Here is a 20,085-nt window from a genome sequence, read left to right as displayed (position 1 = left end):
GCGTTACTCCCTGTCCATAGGGCCGCGATCAAGCGCGGGTACCCCTGCCCGTTCCCATAGCTCTGACCAGTCCTGGGGGCCCTGCAGGTCAATGATGCCTTTCGTTGCACGAACAACCTTCTCCGGAGTGGCAGGGAGTTCATAGAGGACAGAACCAAACGGAGATAGCGCATCATTTACGGCGTTCAGCACCGCAGCCGGCGCCGAAATCAGACCCGACTCCCCCATGCCCTTCACCCCAGATGCTGTCATCACGGACGGTGTTTCAATGTGCCTGATTTCAAATGGCGGGGAAACATCCATAGTCGGCGTCTGGTAATCCAGGAAAGATGTCGTAGACAAGTTTCCTGCGTTGTCATAAGCCAGCTGTTCGAAGAGGCCCATACCAATTCCTTGTACGACCCCACCTCGAATTTGACCTTCAACAATTGTGGGGTTGATAATAACGCCGCAGTCCTCTACAGAATGAACCTTTTCGACTTTCACAAATCCGGTGACAGGATCCAGTTCAACAATAAGGGCATGGCCGCCGTTCGAAAACATCGGCCGGGATGTGTCCCACGCCTTCGTGAACTCCAAACCAGGTTCAAAACCGGCGGGCCACTTGGATGAGTCCCAGTAGACTGCCATGGCCACGTCGGCGATGCTCACTCGTGATTCCGCAGCGCCTATGACGGACGCGAAGCCGTCTTCCAAAACGATATCTTCCTCAGAAGATTCGAGCATGTTCGCAGCTACGGCCACCAGTTTCTGTCGAATGGCATAAGCTGCACGGTTGACGCACCCGCCCGCGATGACAGCCGCTCGGCTTCCAATGGTACCGCTGCCATAGGCCCCCTTGGTGGAGGTCCCCGCATCGACACTGATCGATTCAAAAGGAATACCCAACACGTCCGCCGCTACCTGAGCGAGCGTGGTTTGATGGCCCTGACCCTGTGAGTTCAATCCCGATGTTATAGTGACCGACCCGGTTGAATCCATCTTGACGGTAGCCGTGTCATGAAATACATCCGTTGCGCCGTGAGCCTGCATCATGCCGGTGCTCTCGCCGCTACTTTCGACGAAAACGCTGATTCCCAGCCCTAGGTACTTTCCGGCTTTGCGGGCTTCATCCTGTCGCTTAAGAAAGGCCGGGTAATCGACCATTTCTTCCAACGCATCGATTACTTCAAGAAAGGATCCCTCCTCATAAACGACGCCCTGGGGATTTGTCCAGGGGAACTCCCTGACAACATTCCGTCTCCTGATTTCAAAAGGAGACACCTTCATCTTTCGCGCCAAATCATCCATGAGGGATTCTCTGGCAAGAGTTCCCGCCGTGTAACCAACGCCACGGAAGGCACCCATGGGGCACTTGTTGGTAACGGCCCCCTCGTAGACGTACTCAGCGGCCGGGATATCGTATACACCAGTTGGCGTGACTGCGGCGGTCGCCCAGCATTCCACAGCCATGGTCTGCGGGGGCATGTGGTAGGCGCCTCCATCAACTAAGGCATGCGTACGAACGCCGGTTATTCGTCCTTCAGCGTTGGCCGCATATTGGATCGTGACGAACTGTTCGTGGGCGTGTGAGCCCGCCAGAAGATTTTCCCGGCGATCCTCTACCCATTTCACCGGCGTCTTCAGGTGCTTCGAGGCCAAGGGCATGAGCATTTCCTCAGGAAATACGTGCGCCTTCTGACCAAAGCCTCCACCCGTATCGGGAGAAATGACCTCACTTCGGGACTCATCGAAACCAAGAAAGAGGCTGAGGCACATTTTTACGTAATGGGGCATCTGCGTCGACACCCAAAGTTTAAGCCGGTCCTCAGTCCATTCGTAGTCCGCTAGGCACCCCCTTGTCTCCATCGGTGCGGCGGCCACCCGACCAGGGTGATACAGGGCGGAAACCACATGCTCAGCATTGCTAAAAGCCTCATCCACGTCCCCAAAAGAAGCCCGCCCGCGAATGCCTACATTGTCGGGGCGTTCGCCATTCGCTACGGGGCCCCCTTGAATCGACTTGCGCGGGTCAAGCACTACCTCGAGGTGCTCAAGCTCAAGGCCTACAAGATCACAGGCATCTTCTGCAGCCGCTCGCGACTCGGCGACTACCAATACAACCGGTTCTCCAACGTAACGTACGACGTCCTTGGCCAAGAGCGGCATGGTCATAGCTTCGCATCCCTCAGCGGTGTACTGCGCTTCGATGCCGGCGCAGTATTGCTCAATGTCGGCGGATGTCCAGACAAGGTGAACGCCAGGCATTTCTGAGGCGGCCGACGTATCAATGCCGGTTATTTGAGCATGAGCAGCAGGGCTGCGCACGAAACAAGCATGCAGTTGGCCGTCGACGTTGATGTCGTTCAGGTACTTCCCGCGCCCGGTCAGAAGTCTTGCGTCCTCAGTTCGCGGAACTCGCTTACCGATGACGTTTCTTGTTATGGGAGGAGAGTAATAGTGTGGGTTATCCATTTTTGTTTCCAATCTGGCCCGCTGCGTCCAGGACGGCCTCAACAATTGTCTGGTAGCCGGTGCAACGGCATAAGTTACCGGAAAGAGCCTCGATAACTTCCTCTTTTGTCGGGCTTGGGTTTGCCTCGAGCAACTCCGTAGCCGACATGAGGAAGCCTGCAGTGCAAAAACCGCACTGGAGGGCGTGGTGCCTTTTGAAAGCTTCCTGAAGCGGGCTGAGGGCTCCGTCCGATAGGTCCTCGACGGTCCGTATGCTCCTCCCATCGCCCTGAGCGGCAAGAGTCAGACAAGATCGTACGGCTGCCCCGTCCATGAGTATCGTGCACGCACCGCAAACCCCGTGTTCACATCCGAGCTTAATACCCGTAAGTTTTTGGTCATTCCTCAGGTGGTCGGCCAGAGTTTCCCGCGCGTCCACTGCAACAGTGCGGCGACGTCCGTTTACTTCCACGTCTATTTCGACGCGATCTGATGGCGATGGTGTTGTCACGTACGTGCTCCTGCTTCAACTATGGTGCGGCGGATCAGCTCCTGCACCAGGCCATGCCGATATTCGGCCGATCCGTGGATGTCTGAGATATACGAGAGCGATTTCGCTCCAGCTTCTGAAGCGGCTTCAGCCCTTTCCGGTGACAGTTCGGATCCGTTGAGGACGTCTTCTGCATCGGGCACTCGTTGTATTTTGCCGACAGCGCCTCCTACGGCAATCCGGACATCAGAAATTCGCGAATCCGCAGTCGATAGAACGACTGCGACATTGGCGAGCCCATAGTCCCCGGATCGCCTGGCGAACTCCCCGTAGCCCCAGCCATTGGGCCGTGACGGTATCCAGACATCAGTGATGATCTCATCAGCGGCCAGGCTTGTCATGTACGGACCGACGAACAAGTCATCGGCCTCAATGGTGCGACGTCCTCTTACGCTTTGGACTTCCACCATTCCGTTGAGGGCAAGCAACACGAGCGGCCATTCCCCTGCTGCATCGCCATGGGCCAAGGAACCACCCAGGGTCCCCCGATTCCTGATCTGGGGATGGGCTATGTGGCGACCAGCTGCCGCCATCATTGGCAGGTGCTTGGCAACGGCAGGCGAATTTACGATTGTTGCATGGGTGACCATAGGCCCGAAGCGGACGTAGTCTCCGACTTCTTCCAGTCTAGTCAAGCCAGGAACGTTCCCGAGGTCTATAACGACGGACGGTTGGGCTAGTCGCATAGCCATGACAGGTAAAAGACTTTGGCCTCCGGCAATGATCTTGGAGTCCTCGTCGGTTGACAGTAGATCGCAGGCATCTTCAATAGATGCAGGTGATGCGTATCTGATAGCAGGTAGTTTCATCCTTCACTCCCTCGAATGACCTTCATCTTCCCCTACTCGCCGGGGCTTCTTGCATGACATGGAAGAACAACTCCATCGCACCATTTGTCGAAGTGCGCATAAGGAGCACCACGTCCGACATTCGGGGATAGACCGGGCAGAGGTGCGCAGGACAATGGTTCCATTTGAACGTCGTGAACCGTTTCATTAGGCACGTCTGGACGGGCATTCCTGGGTCCCTTGGGTTCTTTCCCGGCACAGCCTGTTAGAGCGCCGGTTAATTCACCAGCCGGAAGCCGCGGTGCGGCTTTGTCGCATGCCATTTGCGCCCGTCACCGGAGGAAGTAGCTGTCTACCCAGCACCCTCTGAGGAAGGTACGAGTACTGATACTCCTGAGGTAGACACCAAGCGAGCCTCTCTTGTTGGGCAACCATTGGAAGTCCACAAAAAGCCCCGGCAGCAACTAGTTGTATTGACCTGAGAGGTTGGTGACGCGGCTGGCTGGCGTCTGACCTTTGAGCGCAGTGGCGGCTCGATGGTGATTGTAGGCATGGAGCCAGTCGGGGAAAGCAGCAACCCGCTCGGCTTCTGAGCGGTAGGGGCGGATATAGGCCCATTCCTCGAGCATGGTGCGGTTCGGGTCCCTCCTCGAGGTAGCGCTTCGCCCAACGTTCAGCGGTCGGGACCGAGACCGGAAACCGCTCCGCGGCACGGCGCAGGCTCCAGCACTGATCAACAACGCACTGCGCGAGCTGCAACCGGCCACGAGGAGTGAGGAAAGCGTTAGGGTGGGACACGAAGACCTCCGTGTGTGGAAAAGGACTCTAGACAAGCCCCACTCCACCCGGAGGTCTTCTTCATGTCACCAAACCACGCCGAGCGTCACTAACGTCCGTGGTCAATACAACTCCAAAGATCCACAGGCTGCCTCTTCATCAGGGCTAGGGTCCAAGTAGCTATCGACGATCCTTAACTACGGCGTCGTGCGTAAAGCAGGCCTTCAGTGGAGTTCACTCAGACAGTTACTCTCGGTAACAGCGAGGTGTCGGCCGGATGCACGAGGACAGAACCGGCTTATCCCCCAGCGAAGGGGGGCAGTACGTCAACCACGTCGTCCGGCCCCAGCACCGTCGCCTGGTTGCGGACGGCAACCTCATTGAGAAGGAAGCTGCACCGCGCCAGGATCCGGGGGAGCGGAGGAGTGCCAGCCGGAGGTTCCGGCCGCTGCACAGACTGGATGGCCTCCAAAAGCCCGGCCACGGTTGTTCCCTCCGGCAGGTCGAACTTCTCTTCCTCAAGTCCCGCAGCAGCGCGAGCGGCAGCGAAGTAACGTACGTTCATAACAGGTCAGCCTCCGATGGCGCTCATGCTGCGGTCCGGTTGGACGAAGTCCGGAGCGTCAAGTCCCACGTGGTCCATGCCGTGGGCCTTTGGCTTGAGCCACATCGCATCCTGCCACCGGCGAGCCAGATCATCATCGGAGGCGCCCGAACGCAGGAGCCCCAGCAGGTCGAACTCCTCCCGGGAGAACAGGCAGCTCATGATCTTGCCCTCGGCAGTAATCCTGGTACGGCGGCAATCGGAGCAGAACGGCTCCGTAACAGACGCGATGATGCCAACCGTCCCAAGCACGGGACCGAGCCCGGCACCGGACCCCGCCACCCGGCGTCGTACCTCAAACCGCTCGGCCGGGGCACCGTCCCGTGCCCGCGGGTCCGGGGTGAGGACAAAATCAGTGGACAACAGATCGCGGATCTCCGCCGCGGTAATCATGTTGCGCCGGGTCCAGCCATGGTCGGCGTCCAGCGGCATCTGCTCAATGAACCGCAACTCGTAGCCGCGCTCCACTGCCCACGTCAGCAGCGAAGGAGCTTCAGCGTCGTTGATCCCCCGCATCAGCACCGCATTCAGCTTGACCGGGCCCAGCCCGGCTGCCCACGCCGCATTCACCCCTGCCAGGACCTGGTCCAGGAACGGCCGACGGGTCAGCTTGGTGAAGGTCTCCTCATGAAGCGAATCCAGCGACACGTTGATCCGGGTCAGCCCGGCAGCCTTGAGCGGCGCAGCCTTCTTGGCGAGCCCCACGCCATTGGTGGTCATGGAAATCGGCAGCTCAGGATGGTTGCGGCGCAACTCCGCGATGATGTCCACCAGGTCGTGCCGCACCAGCGGCTCGCCGCCGGTAAGCCGCAATTCCCGGACCCCCAGGCGCCCCACGCCAATCCCGACAATCCGGACGATCTCCGAAGCCGACATCACCGCCTGCTTGGACAACCACTCAAGCCCCTCGGCCGGCATGCAGTACGTGCAGCGGAGGTTGCATTTATCCGTCAAGGACAGCCGCATGTCCGTGGCACGGCGGCCGTAACGGTCCACCAGCCCGACACCCGCGTCTGCAGACCGAGCGGCGGGCACGGACAAGCCTGCGCCCTCCCGGGGTTGCGGTATGCCTAGCTGGACAGTCATGAATTCAGGCTACGCGAAAGCAGGCCAGGTGCGTTTGTGCTGGAACTGACAATTGCGGCAGCCAGTTGTGGCAAGTAGCTATAGCCCGAAGCGCCGCTTTCCTGCTGGAATCATTTTGCACTCAGGAGAACACGTTTGCGCGGTGCGGCGGACGGAAGGCGCACACGAAAACAACAGAGTTTGCTTATCGTCAATAGCTTTGTCGGAAATAAATCAGGTTGGCATGGCCGAGCAGGACCGACAAAATCTCCCGAAGGCAGGACATGCAAAGGCAACCCGAAAGCAGGACATGCAAAGGCAAGAAGAGCAGCTGACCGGACTGGCTGGCAAGCGGCCCGGCGTGGGGACCATTGGAAAGTCACTGCCGGAACATGAACACCGAAGCGTTTCAGTACACAGGCAGGCAATCAGGGATGTTCTCTTTCCGCTGTTGACCCCACCGCGGGTGGAGCGAATACCTCTAATGCAAGCAATGGGACGCGGCCTGGCCGAAACCATACATGCACCGACAAACTTGCCGCCCTTTACTAACTCCCAAATGGATGGCTATGCGGTTAGATCCCGCGACACAGGAGACGGCCAAGGAGGTTTGCGTGTGGCAGCGCCCATCCCGGCGGGCGCAGTACCGGCCCCATTGGCTGGAGGGACGGCTGCTCCAATCATGACGGGGGCTTTAATACCCGATGGAGCCGATGCTGTCGTCCCCGTTGAGCGCGCAGAGCCAAACCATTTCCCTCCTCCCGGTTTGGATGTGACAGTGCGGCTTCCTGAGATAGCCGCCGGAACGTACATCCGCAGCGCCGGCAGCGATATAGCTACAGGCGAATGCGCGCTGTCCGCTGGAACCGTTCTAGGCCCGCGTCAGCTTGGTCTGCTCGCCGCGTTGGGCATCACTGAAGTAGTTGTTAATCAGAAGTTGACGGTGCTGCTGGCTACCACTGGGGACGAGGTCCTTGAGCCCGGAGAGAAACTCGCCCTGGGCAAGATTTTCGATGCAAATAACACGCTCTTGCAGTCCTCTATGCTTCAGGCGGGGCTCAACGTCATCAGGGCCGGGATAGTCAAGGATGAACCGGGGGCTCTCTCGAAACTCTTGAGAAGCCATACCGCGCATGTCGACCTGATTGTGACCAGTGGCGGCGTGAGCGCTGGTGCCTACGAGCCCGTTAGACAGGCCATGATAGATCATGACGTTGAGTTTTCGCATGTAGCCATTCAACCTGGCGGTCCTCAAGGAGTCGGCACCTTCGAGGGGATTCCAGTCCTCGCATTCCCCGGGAACCCGGTGAGCTGCTTTGTCTCGTTTGAGATGTTCCTGCGTCCCCTCATCAGCGAAATGTTTGCAGCGCCCACACCTCGACTCTCCTTCCGCGCCCCCCTTTCGCATCCCCTGACGTCACCCCCAAAAAAGCACCAGGTCAGAAGGGGCGTCCTCTCAGCGGACGGCACTATACGACTGGAGGGCGGCGAAGGTTCCCATTTGCTGGGAGCACTTGCACGCTCGAACGTTCTGGTGCACATCCCAGAGGGAATTTCGGAACTGGCCAAGGGATCGGAAGTGGAGGTATGGGCGGTATGAGGCTGGAAAGTTGGTCTCCAGGCCTCACCCACCTGCGAACGGACGGCACTGCCCACATGGTCGATGTATCAGAAAAAGTTGAGTCCACCCGGGAGGCGACAGCTACGGGAACAGTTCGTACAACTCGTGAAGTTCTGCTGCTGCTCACATCAGACGGATTGCCCAAGGGTGACGCCCTGGCCGTGGCCCGGATCTCGGGCATCCTGGCGACTAAGAAGACGTCCGAATTGATTCCGCTGTGCCACCCCCTGCCTGTTTCTCAGGCGACTGTCGACTTCGTGCTCGGGTCTGACAGGGTGCAGCTCTTTGCAACCGTGAAAACACGCGGTGTGACAGGTGTAGAGATGGAAGCACTGACTGCAGTGAGCGTCGCCGCTTTGAACCTTTACGACATGTTCAAGGCTATTGATAAGCACGCTGTTCTCACCGACATTCGAGTACTGGCTAAGAGTGGCGGCAAGAGTGGGGATTGGGACCTGGGAACCTATGAGGAGAGAGCGTGACTGCAAACACCAGTGGACTTATCGGACGAGGGGACTGCCATCTATTGAGAGGACGGAAATGAGCGCTGTCCAGCCTAGGGGTACCGGGGAATCCGCCACCGGAGGGCAGTCAATGAGGCAAGCCTTTGCCGTCGTCCATTCCGCGCTCAGCGATCAGCCAATTTCCGTCGACGTGGCCATTGCGGCTGTGGATTCACGTACGTCTGGAGCAGTGGTGAGTTTTTGTGGAGTGGTGCGCGATCACGACGGCGGCAAAGCAGTCGACCGACTTAGCTACACCGCTCACCCCACGGCACACCAGGCCCTAAGCGACGTCTTGGAAGCGGTTGCTGCCAAGTACTCGTTCAGTGACGAGGCGGAGGAAGGCGTTCCCGTGCGAATCTGGGCGGCGCATCGTGTGGGCGCACTCCAAATTGGGCAAGCGGCACTCGTTTGTGCTGTAGCCGCCGGACACCGGGGACAGGCATTCGCCGTGTGTTCGGAACTGGTTGACCGCATCAAGGAAGAGGTACCCATTTGGAAGGAACAGTTCTTTTCCGATGGAACCGTGGAATGGGTCGGTGCCGGTGTCGCAGGTTGATTTATTCCGCTTATGCACCGGCGCGCTGCTGGCCGCAGGCGTCGTTGCAGCAGGACTGGCTGCTTGCGTTAACTCCACCCCGGACAAAGCCCCGAGCGCGAGCACGGACGGACGCAAAGCGGCCGCCAGCTCCGTGACGGTTTACGCTGCCGCGTCGTTGAAGTCGCCCTTCACCGAGATCGCTTCCAAGTTCGAGGCCGCCAACCCGGGCACGAAGGTTACGCTGAACTTCGCTGGGTCCTCAGCCCTGGTCTCGCAGATCACCCAAGGCGCTCCGGCCGACGTATTCGCCTCCGCCGACAGTAGGAACATGGACGAGCTTTCCGCCGCCGGCCTCATTGACGGAACGCCGACCAACTTCGCCACGAACGTCCTGACGATAGCAGTTTCGTCAGCGGACCCGGCATCGATTTCATCCTTCGCGGACCTGGCGAAGCCGGGCATCAAAGTTGTTGTCTGCGCACCGCAGGTTCCTTGCGGCGCCGCCACACGGAAGGTGGAAAAGGCTGCCGGAACGACATTGATGCCTGTCAGCGAGGAATCCTCCGTTGCCGATGTCCTAGGCAAGGTCACCTCCGGGGAAGCCGATGCCGGCTTGGTCTATGTCACCGATGTCAAGACCGCGGGCGATAGGGTCAAGGGCATCACGTTCCGCGAGTCGGACCAGGCCGTGAACACATATCCGATCGCCGCTATGGGCAGCAGCAAGAACAAGGAACTGGCCAATGCCTTCATCGCCATGGTCACCGGCAGCGAAGGCAAGAGGGTCCTCGGTGACGCCGGTTTCGGTGCCCTGTAGGAAACGCTGGACAGCCAGCAAGACAAACGGGCAGAACACCGGCTACACCGGTTTCCCGCCGTGGGTTTTCGCCCTCGCGGCAGCAGGAGGGCTGTTTGTCCTGCTGCCGCTGGCCGCGATGGTGGCCAGGATCAACTGGGGGCAGTTCATCCCGCTCATCACGTCGGAATCCTCGCTGACGGCGCTCGGCCTTAGCCTGCGGACGTCGGCTGCTGGCACGGTGCTGTGCATCGTCTTCGGGGTACCGCTGGCGTTCGTCCTGGCCCGTGCCAGCTTCCCCGGCCAGCGCCTGCTCCGGGCGTTCGTGTTGCTGCCCCTGGTCCTGCCCCCCGTCGTCGGCGGCATCGCGCTGCTTTATACTTTTGGCCGCCAGGGCCTGCTCGGGCGAACCCTGGAACTAGCGGGGATGCAGATCGCGTTCTCGACCACCGCCGTCGTCCTCGCGCAAACGTTCGTGGCGTTGCCGTTCCTGGTGGTCAGCCTCGAGGGTGCTCTGCGCACCGCCGGCATCAAGTACGAGGCGGTCGCGGCGACCCTCGGCGCCCATCCCACGACGGTGCTGCGTCGCGTCAGTATCCCGCTGGTGTTGCCCGGTATCGCCTCCGGATCCGTGCTGTCCTTCGCACGCTGTCTGGGCGAATTCGGCGCCACCCTCACCTTTGCCGGCAGCCTGCAGGGTGTCACCCGCACCCTGCCGTTAGAGATTTATCTTCAGCGCGAAACGGACGCCGATGCCGCTGTCGCGCTTTCCCTGCTGCTGGTGGCGGTGGCGGTAGCCGTCGTCGGGCTTTCCCGCCCCCGGCCCCGGCCGCTGGCGGAAGAGGCGGAATCAGAATGACCCTGGACTTCAACGCCTCGCTGCGCGCGCGCAACTTCAACGTTGCCTTCACAATGGAGGCCACGGAAACAGTCGCCGTGCTGGGTCCCAACGGGGCAGGCAAGTCGACGCTTCTCGGGATCCTCGCCGGGCTCATCCGCCCGGATAGCGGGAACGCCATGCTCGGCCGGAAACGGCTGTTCAAGCTCGACGGAGGCACTAACCACTTCCTGCCGCCTCATACCCGGGGAACGGCACTGCTCGCCCAGGAACCGCTGCTGTTTCCGCACATGAGCGTGCTGGAGAACGTAGCCTTCGGGCCGCGGGCGGCCGGCGCGAACCGGTCCAAAGCTCTGCAGACGGCACGGCACTGGCTTACAGAAGTGGAAGCCGCGGGGTTCGCCGATCGGCGGCCCGGCCAGCTCTCAGGGGGCCAGGCGCAGCGCGTCGCCATCGCGCGTGCCCTGGCTACGGACCCCGAGCTGCTGCTGCTCGATGAACCCATGGCGGCCCTCGATATTCACGCCGCTCCTATGCTGCGTCGCCTTCTGAAGCGTGTCCTAAGCAACCGCCGTGCCATCATCATCACGCACGATGTCCTGGACGCGCTCGTGCTCGCCGACCGGGCCATCGTCCTCGAAGGCGGGAGGATCACCGAGGAAGGCCCCACCCGCCGGGTTCTGGAAAAACCGCGCAGCAAGTTCGCTGCCGGACTCGCGGGCATGAACCTGCTCCCCGGAACCATCACCGGCTATGGGCTCACATCCGACGGCGGACTGGACATTACCGCGCATCCCGAGGACGGGGCCGTCCCCGGCCAGAACGGCGTCGCCGTCTTTTCGCCGACCGCAGTTTCGGTCTTCCCGAGCGCCAAGCACGGAAGCCCTCGGAACTCGTTCGCCGTGAACATCACAGAGCTGGAACCCCAAGGCGACCAGATCCGCGTCCACGCAGGCGGCCTGTCCGCAGACATCACCCCGGCGGCCTCGGCAGACCTAGGGCTCATGCCCGGGATGACCGTCTACTTCGTCATCAAGGCCACGGCCATAGCCGTCTATCCGGCGTAGCACACAAGACATGCAAAAGCCCCGTCTTCTCCCCGCCACAGTGCTGCTCCTATGCGATGGCGACACGCTCCCAGAGAGTACGCCTGCGGTGAGTAATGGCGCACAACACCGGCACTAAGCGCGGCAAGGTACGGCTATATCTTGGCTGCTGGTCCTTCCGTTTCAGACAACTGCCTTCAGAGAACGGAGTCGATCACTTCATGGTCTGCCTTCGCGGTCGCCGCAGGACCCGTTACTCCGCCGCATGAAAGCCCCACCTGCATGACCCTTAGCCTGTTAACGATCTCTCGGCTCCCTGACGGAGGCTTTGATGTCAGCTGACGGTGATAGTGCCCTTTTGCCGTAAAGAAATATTGATGGCCGCTATGAGAGGAAGGAGGCGCCGCGGACCTCTTCAAGTCGCACGGCTCGATTCCGACGTTCGGCGGAAAAACCTCAGGTGTCTCCGAATCCATCGAATTGAACGGCGCTCTCTCCGCTCCCCTTCAGCGGGGATGTAGAAGTCCGGATCTGTGCCCCCGCGAGGAAGATAGACCTCCTCACACGGCGCTGGAAACGACGTTGCTGGTTTCGTATCGTTAGAAGTCATCTAATCCTCCTTCGGCCCTCCCTGAAGGGCGTTCTTGATGAACCTGCGTTTCACAGGGAAATTCTGGTTGGCAATGCTCAACCTATGAACGCGCCCCCTCGACCAGTGATGGATTCACGATAGCCTCAGCGTGGCTGAGCGTCTTTAGACGCGTCCGTCATATTTGTCGTTCTGGCAGGGTCGAGGAACCCTTTACTTCCCGCCAGGTGCATGATATGCATCATTGCGGCAGGCGAAGAAAGCACCCTGTGCCGTGGCAAGAGCTCGTCACATCTGCCTTTTACGTGAGCTATTTATGGATTCTTGCGAGTCACCGGTTGGGTGAATAGGGGCTTCTCTCCCTGCCTTTGCCACTTGTTAACGCTTGGTTCCACTCCGGAGGCGAACTTCCCTGGACCCTTTTGGATACATCGGTGACCAGCTAGTTCGAACAGTGACTATCCAAGCGGACGACTTCCGCTACGAGAGAAGAATAATCATTGCAGGCACTCGACCGAACTCCTGGGTCTGACGACATTTCCAGCACCGTACCCGTGGAGTCAGCAGGCTGGAAAGATCACGCCCCACATCCCTGATGGCGCACGAGGTCAACGGGGACTGCTGGATGTGCCCTTACTACGTACTGACCCATTCCAAGATCAGTGACCAAGATCCCCATGTCGTTGCGTTGTGCGGCCTGAGCCACCAGATTGATGGCGGCATCAACTGCTCGCCCCTTTTCGGCACCCTCGGTTACCGTTACCTCAAGCATTCCTGGAGACCTTGAATCTTCGTTCCGGACAGTTGGGGCATCCTGCCTTCTCGGATCAGAAGCCCTGCTTTGAAGGTAAAGACCGTTGTTCGTGGCCTCCGGCATGGTAGATCCTTCTTGTCGTTGTGAGGTCGGCGGGTAATCAAACTTGCGTGATTCCTTTCGCGAGGGCCGTGCTGCCGTCAACGCCTAGCGGGCATTAGACGGGTTGGGAGAGGCTAACTGAGTGACGTGGGGGTTAGGCCCGCATTTAGCTTCAGTCCAAAGCCGGCGCGGAAGAGCGGAACCGCCATGTCGAACGGCACATCTTCCCGTGAGGCCTCGATATCGGCCATGGACGACGGAAGGTCAAAAGGAAGGCTTCCCCTGAACGCGGTACGTCCAGTAAGTGCATCCAGCAAAACCTCGTCGCTACAGCCAAACTCACCGATAATGGCTGACGCAACGCCGATAAATTGGGTGAGCACTGCCGGGCGTTCCAGGTATACCGCGAGGTAGACCGGGGCTTTTTTGGCATACGCGTCAATGCGCTCCACCGTCTCCTGGGAAAATTCGAGGGTCCCGCCATGGAAGAAGTCGCCGAGCGAGCCGCGACCGGGTTCGAAGGGCGCGTCAAGCCTCACCACAATGGCCTCAGCGTCCACGTCATTGTCAACGACAATTAGCTCGTTGCCTACATTTTGGGCTGACAACCCGTCAAGATACACACGGCTTCCGTGCCTAATGGGCAGTAAGGCCTCGTCTGCAGTGAGCAGCACCAGCGAATCTTTTTGAGCTACAACTCCTCTCTCGACGAAGACTGGCGAACCACACACTTCCAGGGTCCTTTCCAGATCCACACGCCGGTGTTCGAAGGCTCCCAGCCGAAATCTCTCACGCAGGAGCCGCAGCACTGATTGGTCGATGCGTTCTTCCGTTATGCGGCCGGAGTCGATGAGCTCCTCGATAAGGGCTGGGTTGCGGTCGCCACCAAACTGGTCCACGCCGACGTCTATTGCGATGGCAGCGCGTTCCTTCGGGTCGAGATGCTCAAGTCCCCAGCCATTTGGACCGAACGACAGCCCGCCGATCTGCTCTGCCTCAAGTAAATTCCAGTCTGTTAGAACGACGCCGTCGAAACCTAGTTCCTTTCGCAGGATGTTCTGTACAACAGGGGCATTGAATGCAAAGCCGACTTCTTCCCAGGATGTTCCCATCGGCTTCCCGTAGTACGTCATAACCTGCGATGCCCCTGCCGCAAATGCGCGCCGGAACGGGGCCAGATGCAGGTCCTGCATTCCCCCGGGGTACACCTGTTCCGGATATCGCGGATCGTGGGCGTCGTCCCCTTTGAGCTGAGGGCCTGCACCCGGGAAGTGTTTCACGACGGCAGCCACCGACTGCGGGCCCAGATGGGGCCCTCCCCGCAAGGCCTCAATGAACGCTGCGGTGAGCTCGGAGACGCGTTCGGGGTTCTCGCCAAAAGTCCCCGAACCGCGTGACCACCGTGGTTCACTGAAAATATCTGCCATAGGCCCGAGGAAGACGCGGATTCCCATGGCCAGCAATTCTTGGCGCATAGTGTCGGCGTAACTGCGGACGGTGGTAAGTTCTCCAGTCGCGGCGATTCCGGTGGTCTCCGGCCAGCGCGAAAGACTTCCTAGCGCCTGCCCGGTAAACGGATTACTACGGAAGCCATGCCGGGGGTCTGTCGAGAGGGTGACTGGGATAGCTAGCCGGGTTCCCTCGGCAATCTCCTGTAGAGTATTGTGCCATTCCGCAACGGAGAGACTGTCTTCGCCGGCGAGCACATTGAAGTGGGTGATGCCGATGTTGCCAACGTAAAGTTCCGCAGCAGCGAGTAGGCCACCATCACCTGGCGTGGTTGATGGGTGAAACATCAAGGCCGCTTTTTCAGCGACTGTCATGCGGCTGAGCAGGTCTTCTGCCCGGCGTTCTACGGGCAGGGATGGGTCACGATAATCATTCACAACGGCTCCGATCAGCGGGTCGAGCGTATGAAGAAGAGGGGCACAATGCCGAGCAACGTCAGAGCAGCGCCCACGGAGAGTAGCAGGGGGTAGTTTGGAGCTCCCCCGCCGACACGTAACAGCAGCGGCGCGATAAAGGGCATGACCGAGAAGGGCAACGTGAAGGCGATGTTGGTGACACCGAGGTCACGCGCCGCTGTGTTGGGGTCATTCATGGTGGCTACGGCCAGACCGATGTAGCCGCCATAGAGCATTCCGCCGGCGATGCCGCTCACGATGCAAACACCGATTAGGAAAGGCACGATGCCTTCCGCGAACGCGATTTGGATGGTCCCGGCTGCCATAAGCACAGCCGTCGCCGCCAGGACCAACTTCCGGCGGCCCGTGCGGTCATTGAGCCAGCCTGCTATCGGCGCGAAGATCACCGCGAGGATGCCGGGGATGACGTAGGCCAAGGTGATGACACTCGGCAGTTCCTCTTCCGGCACTGCAATCCGGTCCTGCAGGAGATAGACAGTGTATGTCGAAACAACGCCCCAGGCGCACGTAACGAGGAACATTGCTACGAGAAAGGCGCTGAAGTCAGGGGACTTCCGCGGATTCACGTAGAAGCTTCCCAGAAACTCGCGGAAGCCGAAAGGACTGATGTCCCCCCTTGCTGGCTTGTCGTCGCGCAACAGTACGAGCAGCAGCCCGCAGAACACCACTGCGACCGCAACCGGCAAACCGAACTGGGCCAGCACATTTGACGGGAACCACTGCACGAAAAAGACGCCGACGAGTATCGCCGCAGAAGCGGCCATACCCGAAAGCGCTCCAACAAAACCCTGCTGTTTCTCGGGAATGCGGTCAGCGACGATGGCCAGGGAGGCAGCAATGGCGGCGTTTACGAACGCCTGCATCATGATCCATCCGAGCAGCAGCAGCGGCATTGAGTTGCTGAATCCGATGACACCGGCCCCGGCAATGGTGCCGCTGAGCCCCACAACTATCCAGGGTCGTCTACGGCCAAACCTGCTTCGGGTCCGGTCGCTGAGTCGTCCGAAAAGGGGGTTTGCGAGCAAAGCGGTCAACGTGCCAATGCCGGCAGCCATCGAATAGCTCGTCGCTTTGCCTTCAGGGTCGAGCTCGTCGATACGCAATGCGAGGGTGACGGAGGCGGGCAAATTAATCGACATCCAGATGCCGAACAGCGCGAGTACGTAGATTGCTATGAAGATGGGGCTGACGCGCTGCGGTGCGCTCGTAGTAGCCCCCGTTTCGGTAGCGCTAACTGGTCCTGACATGAATAAGCCTCAACATTGAGAGTAGTGGCTTGATCGGAAACGATACCGGAAACGTTACCGGAAACGCTCCCGATAGACTAGAAAGGGTCGTTTGCAGCGATCCTTGCACCATAGGTTTTAAGATCGGGAGTACATGCCTCGTAAAGTCACATTGGCTGACGTCTCACGTGCGGCAGAGGTCGGGGTAGCCACCGTGTCCAGGGCCCTCGGGGACCATCCGGATGTCAGCGAGGCGACACGCCAGCGCGTACGGGCAGTGGCGCGGAGTCTTGGTTATCGTCCTTCCGCCACAGCGCGCGCGCTCCGCACCGGCGAGTACCGGGCGATAAGTGTCATCGTGCCCGATGCAGGGTGGGGATGGTGGGAGCCGGTCGTTCGTGCTGCATTCAAAGCCGCCGCCGAAGTGGGCTACTACCTCATGGCCCATCCCGTCGCCGGCACTAAAGGTGGAGCCGCCGCGATTGTCGAGGCACTTGCCAACGTACCCACCGACGGCGTAATCGTAATCGGGGTGCCGGATCAAGATGGCGTGTGCGAAGCATGTGACCGCATCGCACTACCTGCTATCGCAATTGATGATACAAGTCGCACTGTCCGGTTTCCGACGATTTCTGCACAGAACCGGGAGGGTGCCCGACTTGCGGTCGAGCATCTGATTTCTCTTGGCAGACGGTCGATCGCGCTGCTGCGACCAAACATCGGAGTGGAGACGGACAACTGGGGTGACGGGCTGTTCATTGACCACCGCACCCTGGGTTACCGGGACGCCCTGGATTCGGCCGGAATTGCCTTCGACGAATCGCTGATTATCGACTGCACTGATCCCTTCAACGAAACACGAAAGCACTGGAGGGAACTGGAAGCCGAACTTTCGACAGGCGTCAGAATCGACGCCATGTTCTGCGCTGCAGACTCTATGGCGGGTGCCGCCCTACGGACCCTTCGTGCCCACGGGTTGAAAGTGCCAGAAGACGTATCGATCGTAGGTTTTGACGATGAGCGCGCCGCCATCCTGGTCGATCCGCAATTAACCACAATCCGGCAGCCCTACGAAGAGATGGGTTGCTACGCGGTTGAGTTACTACTGCGTAAAATTCAAGGCGAACACGTCGATATCCGCCGCTACGAGTTCGTCACGGAACTCGTCCGACGATCATCAACTGACGAGCCCGAGAGATTAGCAAAACCTGACGGCACAACGTAATGACCCGAAACCCGTCGGGGTTCGGCAGGCACAGCCGGAGGGTATGACTGAGCGCCTCGCGGCGGTAGACGTCGGTCGTCGTGACACGTCGGACGAGTGCGCAGGGTGTTGCGGCAGGCTTTTAGCTTCTTTAGGACAAGCGCGAACTCAGATATATTGCAGTCTCGGTACGCGCAAAGTGGCCTATGGTTAGCCCCCTGTCGACTCTTTGAACCCAAACGATCACAGGCACGTCGAAATCCTGTTTCTGAACCGATTCCCGCCCGACAATGCTCGGCCCGATTTGAGGGGAAAATACGGCTGGGGTCTTGGTTGGCCAAACTAGTTGCTGGCCTGGGCGCCCTCTATTACGTCGTACAGTGCGGTCTGATGGTCTATATGCTGTAGTTTGTCAAGCCTTCTCCGCGACGTGAGAAAGGCAGGATCCTCATGCCAAGCCTCCCAGTCCTGTCGGCTTTTCCAAGTCCCGATGATGACACGAGTGTTAGGTGCGTCAGAGGGGGCGAGCAACTGACCGGAGATCCACCCCACCCTATCCCGGGCTGATCTGAAGCGCTCTCGGATTAGTTGGTCCCACTCTTTCTCTGAGTTCGATTCAAGCTGCATAGTGCTAACGACGGTTATCATGCGACCTCCTCATAAGGATCCACCTCTACCACGAACGGTTAGTAGGTTCTTAAGGTTAGTTGCAGGCCTGTAAACGAAACAAGAGTGGCGCAGAAGGGAGTCGGTTTCGTAAGACCCGCTAAGGGATTCGGAATTTTCCCTTTTGCTGCGCCACAACTTTGGTCGTCCACCAGCCATAAAAATGCATCTACCGAGGGGACCCGCTCGACTTTGGAGCAGGTCCCCTCGATCATTGCCGAAAGAGCGGGTGCCTTACCGAAGTTTCTTACCGCTGTGCCAGCACTCGTTTCTTCTCTTTGGAACGGATAGATACTACTAAAGCGATGAGAAAGACCACGAACGTGCCGATCATGACGTACGGCAGTGCGTTCAGAGGTGCAGGACCGGGATTTATTATGCCGTTGAGGTATAGCCACAAAACAGTTGCTGAGGCTAATGCTGCTCCGACGTTGACGATGAAAGATCTACTGCCCTTGGTCCGGTTCAGTAGAATGGCGCCGCCAATACAAATGAGGAAGTAAGGGATCACCCAGAAATAAACGAGCAATGTCGCGATGTAGCCGTTGATTTCCAATGGGCTCGCTGGAGTAAGCCAAAGCAGCAAGGCTGGTCCGATCAATGAGGGAACCCCGATGAAAGCGATGGCAGCGCCGGGGCTTTTGTGTAGCTTGTTGACCTTGACTAGTGAAGATGGCAGGAGTCCATCGGATGCGGCGCTGACAACTACGCGGGATCCGTAGTTGAAGAATCCGATAAGGCTGGCGAAGATGGCTACTGCCAGAACGAGGTCGCTGACGTTGGACAGAAATCCAACGCCTGCTGCTTCTGCAAGTACTGCGTTGGGGGAGATGCCCAGGGCGAGTTTGTCGGCTGCACTAACAAGGGTCGGTACCTGAATCACCGTGCCGGCCAGATAGAAGAGACCTATGCCGACGGGAATGACTATGATCGCGCGGGGGATGTTGCGGTTGGGGTTTTTGGTTTCGGCGCCGAGCGCGGCGCTGCCCTCGAAGCCGATGAAGTATGCCGAACCGATCGCCAGGCCCTGGAGGAAATTGTTGAGCGTGAAGTCGTTGAGGCTGAACTGTCCCGCCAAGTCGACGTTTCCGCTGAACGCGGTGGCTATCGTGATGACCAGCATCACCGGCAAGGAGATGACAGTGAGAATAACGCTGGATCGGACTGAAAGGTCAATCCCCCGATATGCAATGGTCATAGCTACCAATGTTGCTACCACGTAGATCAACAGTTGAATTCCTGGTCCCGCCGCGTTTGCGACCCCTACCGACACTAGGAAACTTCCAAAAAAGACCCCCACTCCCACGATGAGCGACATGATCGCGACAATGTAGCCCGGGATCATCGCGGCGGCGATGACGAGCGTGCTCCATGAACCGAACGCGTGGCGAATGTAGGAGTAAAGCGACCCGGTTCCAATGAAGCGTCGGGCGAACATGGTAATGAACAGGCCAATGAGGGTGAATGCCACCACCGAGGCGGCCATCGCCAGCCACGAGGACCGCCCGGAGTAAGCGGCAAGGTATGCCGGCACTTGTGCCAGACCTACAGCTGGAACGAAAGAGGCTATAGAAAGGCCCATCACCTGACGTCCGGTTAAATGCCCTAACTGCAGGCCAGGGTTGGCAATATCACCCCCCGTCCTGCCTGTTTGGGGACCAACGGCCTCTCGCTGGCTCTCAGAAGAAGAAACTTGCAATGCAATACGCCTTTCAAATAGCTCGAGGAGCCGTTTGGCCACCTTACTTGAGGTTTCGACAGCAGATGGTGATCGACTGCGAGATTTGGGAAAGTGCCTTTTCGTCCACCTTCAACACATCCTCCCGGGGAGTCCTCCATGACTCATTAGCACCCCGAAGGAAGACCGGCCTAGGCGCCGCGGCCTTGAATGCCCAGCGAGCAGATCGCCCGCCCTTTGCAGCCCTGCCTGTTTCTGTTCAACTGGATGCCTGCCCTCTATAACCGCAGCATTCGCTACACGGCGAAAAAGCGCTGACGTAAAGTTGTCGTGCTCCCCCACCAAAGACCAGGGGAAGCCGCTGACTCATGATCTTCTT

The 20,085-nt window shown here is 59.1% G+C and carries 16 protein-coding genes and 2 pseudogenes; 7 read left to right on the top strand and 11 right to left on the bottom strand.

Annotated elements, in window-relative coordinates; genetic code table 11:
• Positions 1-3: 3 nt before the first annotated feature.
• The 7 genes and pseudogenes from ndhC to moaA form a co-directional block, all read right to left on the bottom strand.
• Entirely contained in the window at positions 4-2,454 is a 2,451-nt protein-coding gene (gene ndhC, locus A477_RS0119210; protein WP_026005773.1) for a 2,6-dihydroxypyridine 3-hydroxylase subunit NdhC, read from the bottom strand.
• Positions 2,447-2,944: a 2,6-dihydroxypyridine 3-hydroxylase subunit NdhB gene (ndhB, locus tag A477_RS0119205; protein ID WP_026005772.1), complete on the bottom strand. Its 498-nt coding sequence runs from the start codon at positions 2,942-2,944 to the stop codon at positions 2,447-2,449. The genes ndhC and ndhB overlap by 8 nt, the downstream gene beginning before the upstream one ends.
• Positions 2,941-3,792 carry a 2,6-dihydroxypyridine 3-hydroxylase subunit NdhA gene (gene ndhA, locus A477_RS0119200; protein WP_016359465.1) on the bottom strand — a complete coding sequence of 284 codons (852 nt, stop codon included), beginning with the start codon at positions 3,790-3,792 and terminating at the stop codon, positions 2,941-2,943. The genes ndhB and ndhA overlap by 4 nt, the downstream gene beginning before the upstream one ends.
• A gap of 443 nt (positions 3,793-4,235) precedes the next feature.
• Positions 4,236-4,409, bottom strand: a pseudogene (locus A477_RS23555) (IS481 family transposase); the annotation flags it as partial.
• A pseudogene (locus tag A477_RS23550) lies at positions 4,396-4,569 on the bottom strand (helix-turn-helix domain-containing protein); the annotation flags it as partial. The pseudogenes A477_RS23550 and A477_RS23555, both read right to left, overlap by 14 nt.
• Before the next feature lie 277 nt (positions 4,570-4,846).
• Complete coding sequence (locus A477_RS0119190) at positions 4,847-5,113, bottom strand: MoaD/ThiS family protein (RefSeq protein ID WP_017200510.1); 267 nt, start codon at positions 5,111-5,113, stop codon at positions 4,847-4,849.
• Between the two features lie 6 nt (positions 5,114-5,119).
• Positions 5,120-6,238, bottom strand: a complete 1,119-nt coding sequence (gene moaA / locus A477_RS0119185) for a GTP 3',8-cyclase MoaA (protein ID WP_017200509.1) — start codon at positions 6,236-6,238, stop codon at positions 5,120-5,122.
• A gap of 223 nt (positions 6,239-6,461) precedes the next feature.
• On the opposite strand from moaA, the gene A477_RS0119180 reads away from it, so the two are divergent.
• The 6 genes from A477_RS0119180 to A477_RS0119155 all read left to right on the top strand — a co-directional run bounded on the left by A477_RS0119180 (position 6,462) and on the right by A477_RS0119155 (position 11,583).
• Positions 6,462-7,817, top strand: a complete 1,356-nt coding sequence (locus tag A477_RS0119180; protein ID WP_017200508.1) for a molybdopterin molybdotransferase MoeA — start codon at positions 6,462-6,464, stop codon at positions 7,815-7,817.
• The gene (moaC, locus tag A477_RS0119175) at positions 7,814-8,320 is read left to right on the top strand and encodes a cyclic pyranopterin monophosphate synthase MoaC (RefSeq protein ID WP_017200507.1); all 507 of its coding nucleotides are present in this window, start codon (positions 7,814-7,816) and stop codon (positions 8,318-8,320) included. The genes A477_RS0119180 and moaC overlap by 4 nt, the downstream gene beginning before the upstream one ends.
• Positions 8,321-8,432: 112 nt before the next feature.
• Complete coding sequence (locus A477_RS0119170; protein WP_017200506.1) at positions 8,433-8,900, top strand: molybdenum cofactor biosynthesis protein MoaE; 468 nt, start codon at positions 8,433-8,435, stop codon at positions 8,898-8,900.
• On the top strand, positions 8,860-9,699 hold the full coding sequence (modA, locus tag A477_RS0119165) for a molybdate ABC transporter substrate-binding protein (RefSeq protein ID WP_082038923.1): 840 nt from the start codon (positions 8,860-8,862) through the stop codon (positions 9,697-9,699). The genes A477_RS0119170 and modA overlap by 41 nt, the downstream gene beginning before the upstream one ends.
• Positions 9,674-10,537: an ABC transporter permease gene (locus A477_RS0119160; RefSeq protein ID WP_017200504.1), complete on the top strand. Its 864-nt coding sequence runs from the start codon at positions 9,674-9,676 to the stop codon at positions 10,535-10,537. The genes modA and A477_RS0119160 overlap by 26 nt, the downstream gene beginning before the upstream one ends.
• Positions 10,534-11,583, top strand: coding sequence for a sulfate/molybdate ABC transporter ATP-binding protein (locus A477_RS0119155; protein ID WP_017200503.1), 1,050 nt, complete (start codon positions 10,534-10,536; stop codon positions 11,581-11,583). The genes A477_RS0119160 and A477_RS0119155 overlap by 4 nt, the downstream gene beginning before the upstream one ends.
• A gap of 1,558 nt (positions 11,584-13,141) precedes the next feature.
• On the opposite strand, the gene A477_RS0119145 is transcribed toward A477_RS0119155, so the two are convergent.
• Together A477_RS0119145 and A477_RS0119140 are read right to left on the bottom strand one after the other, a co-directional pair.
• Positions 13,142-14,893 carry a glycoside hydrolase family 3 protein gene (locus A477_RS0119145; protein WP_017200500.1) on the bottom strand — a complete coding sequence of 584 codons (1,752 nt, stop codon included), beginning with the start codon at positions 14,891-14,893 and terminating at the stop codon, positions 13,142-13,144.
• 11 nt (positions 14,894-14,904) lie between these two features.
• Positions 14,905-16,179, bottom strand: coding sequence for an MFS transporter (locus A477_RS0119140; RefSeq protein ID WP_017200499.1), 1,275 nt, complete (start codon positions 16,177-16,179; stop codon positions 14,905-14,907).
• Between the two features lie 151 nt (positions 16,180-16,330).
• Between A477_RS0119140 and A477_RS0119135 the strand changes: the two genes are divergently transcribed.
• Entirely contained in the window at positions 16,331-17,383 is a 1,053-nt protein-coding gene (locus A477_RS0119135; protein ID WP_202801628.1) for a LacI family DNA-binding transcriptional regulator, read from the top strand.
• Positions 17,384-17,704: 321 nt separating this feature from the next.
• Here A477_RS0119135 and A477_RS0119130 read toward each other — a convergent pair whose 3' ends face one another.
• On the bottom strand, positions 17,705-18,010 hold the full coding sequence (locus A477_RS0119130) for an antibiotic biosynthesis monooxygenase family protein (protein ID WP_017200497.1): 306 nt from the start codon (positions 18,008-18,010) through the stop codon (positions 17,705-17,707).
• Positions 18,011-18,275: 265 nt separating this feature from the next.
• Positions 18,276-19,769 (bottom strand): APC family permease, encoded by a 1,494-nt coding sequence (locus tag A477_RS0119125; protein WP_237715840.1) that lies wholly within the window; start codon positions 19,767-19,769, stop codon positions 18,276-18,278.
• Positions 19,770-20,085 lie beyond the last annotated feature (316 nt).

The sequence above is a fragment of the Arthrobacter sp. M2012083 genome, assembly GCF_000281065.1.
Taxonomy (GTDB): Bacteria; Actinomycetota; Actinomycetes; order Actinomycetales; family Micrococcaceae; genus Arthrobacter.
Note: the sequence above shows the minus strand (reverse complement) of the source record. Positions and strands in the feature narration are given on the sequence as shown.

Coding starts and splice junctions, on each gene's coding strand:
- ndhC (WP_026005773.1), bottom strand. CDS start 2,454: ATGGATAACCCACACTATTACTCTCCTCCCATAACAAGAAACGTCATC.
- ndhA (WP_016359465.1), bottom strand. CDS start 3,792: ATGAAACTACCTGCTATCAGATACGCATCACCTGCATCTATTGAAGAT.
- A477_RS0119190 (WP_017200510.1), bottom strand. CDS start 5,113: ATGAACGTACGTTACTTCGCTGCCGCTCGCGCTGCTGCGGGACTTGAG.
- moaA (WP_017200509.1), bottom strand. CDS start 6,238: ATGACTGTCCAGCTAGGCATACCGCAACCCCGGGAGGGCGCAGGCTTG.
- A477_RS0119180 (WP_017200508.1), top strand. CDS start 6,462: ATGGCCGAGCAGGACCGACAAAATCTCCCGAAGGCAGGACATGCAAAG.
- moaC (WP_017200507.1), top strand. CDS start 7,814: ATGAGGCTGGAAAGTTGGTCTCCAGGCCTCACCCACCTGCGAACGGAC.
- A477_RS0119170 (WP_017200506.1), top strand. CDS start 8,433: ATGAGGCAAGCCTTTGCCGTCGTCCATTCCGCGCTCAGCGATCAGCCA.
- modA (WP_082038923.1), top strand. CDS start 8,860: ATGGAACCGTGGAATGGGTCGGTGCCGGTGTCGCAGGTTGATTTATTC.
- A477_RS0119155 (WP_017200503.1), top strand. CDS start 10,534: ATGACCCTGGACTTCAACGCCTCGCTGCGCGCGCGCAACTTCAACGTT.
- A477_RS0119140 (WP_017200499.1), bottom strand. CDS start 16,179: ATGTCAGGACCAGTTAGCGCTACCGAAACGGGGGCTACTACGAGCGCA.
- A477_RS0119130 (WP_017200497.1), bottom strand. CDS start 18,010: ATGATAACCGTCGTTAGCACTATGCAGCTTGAATCGAACTCAGAGAAA.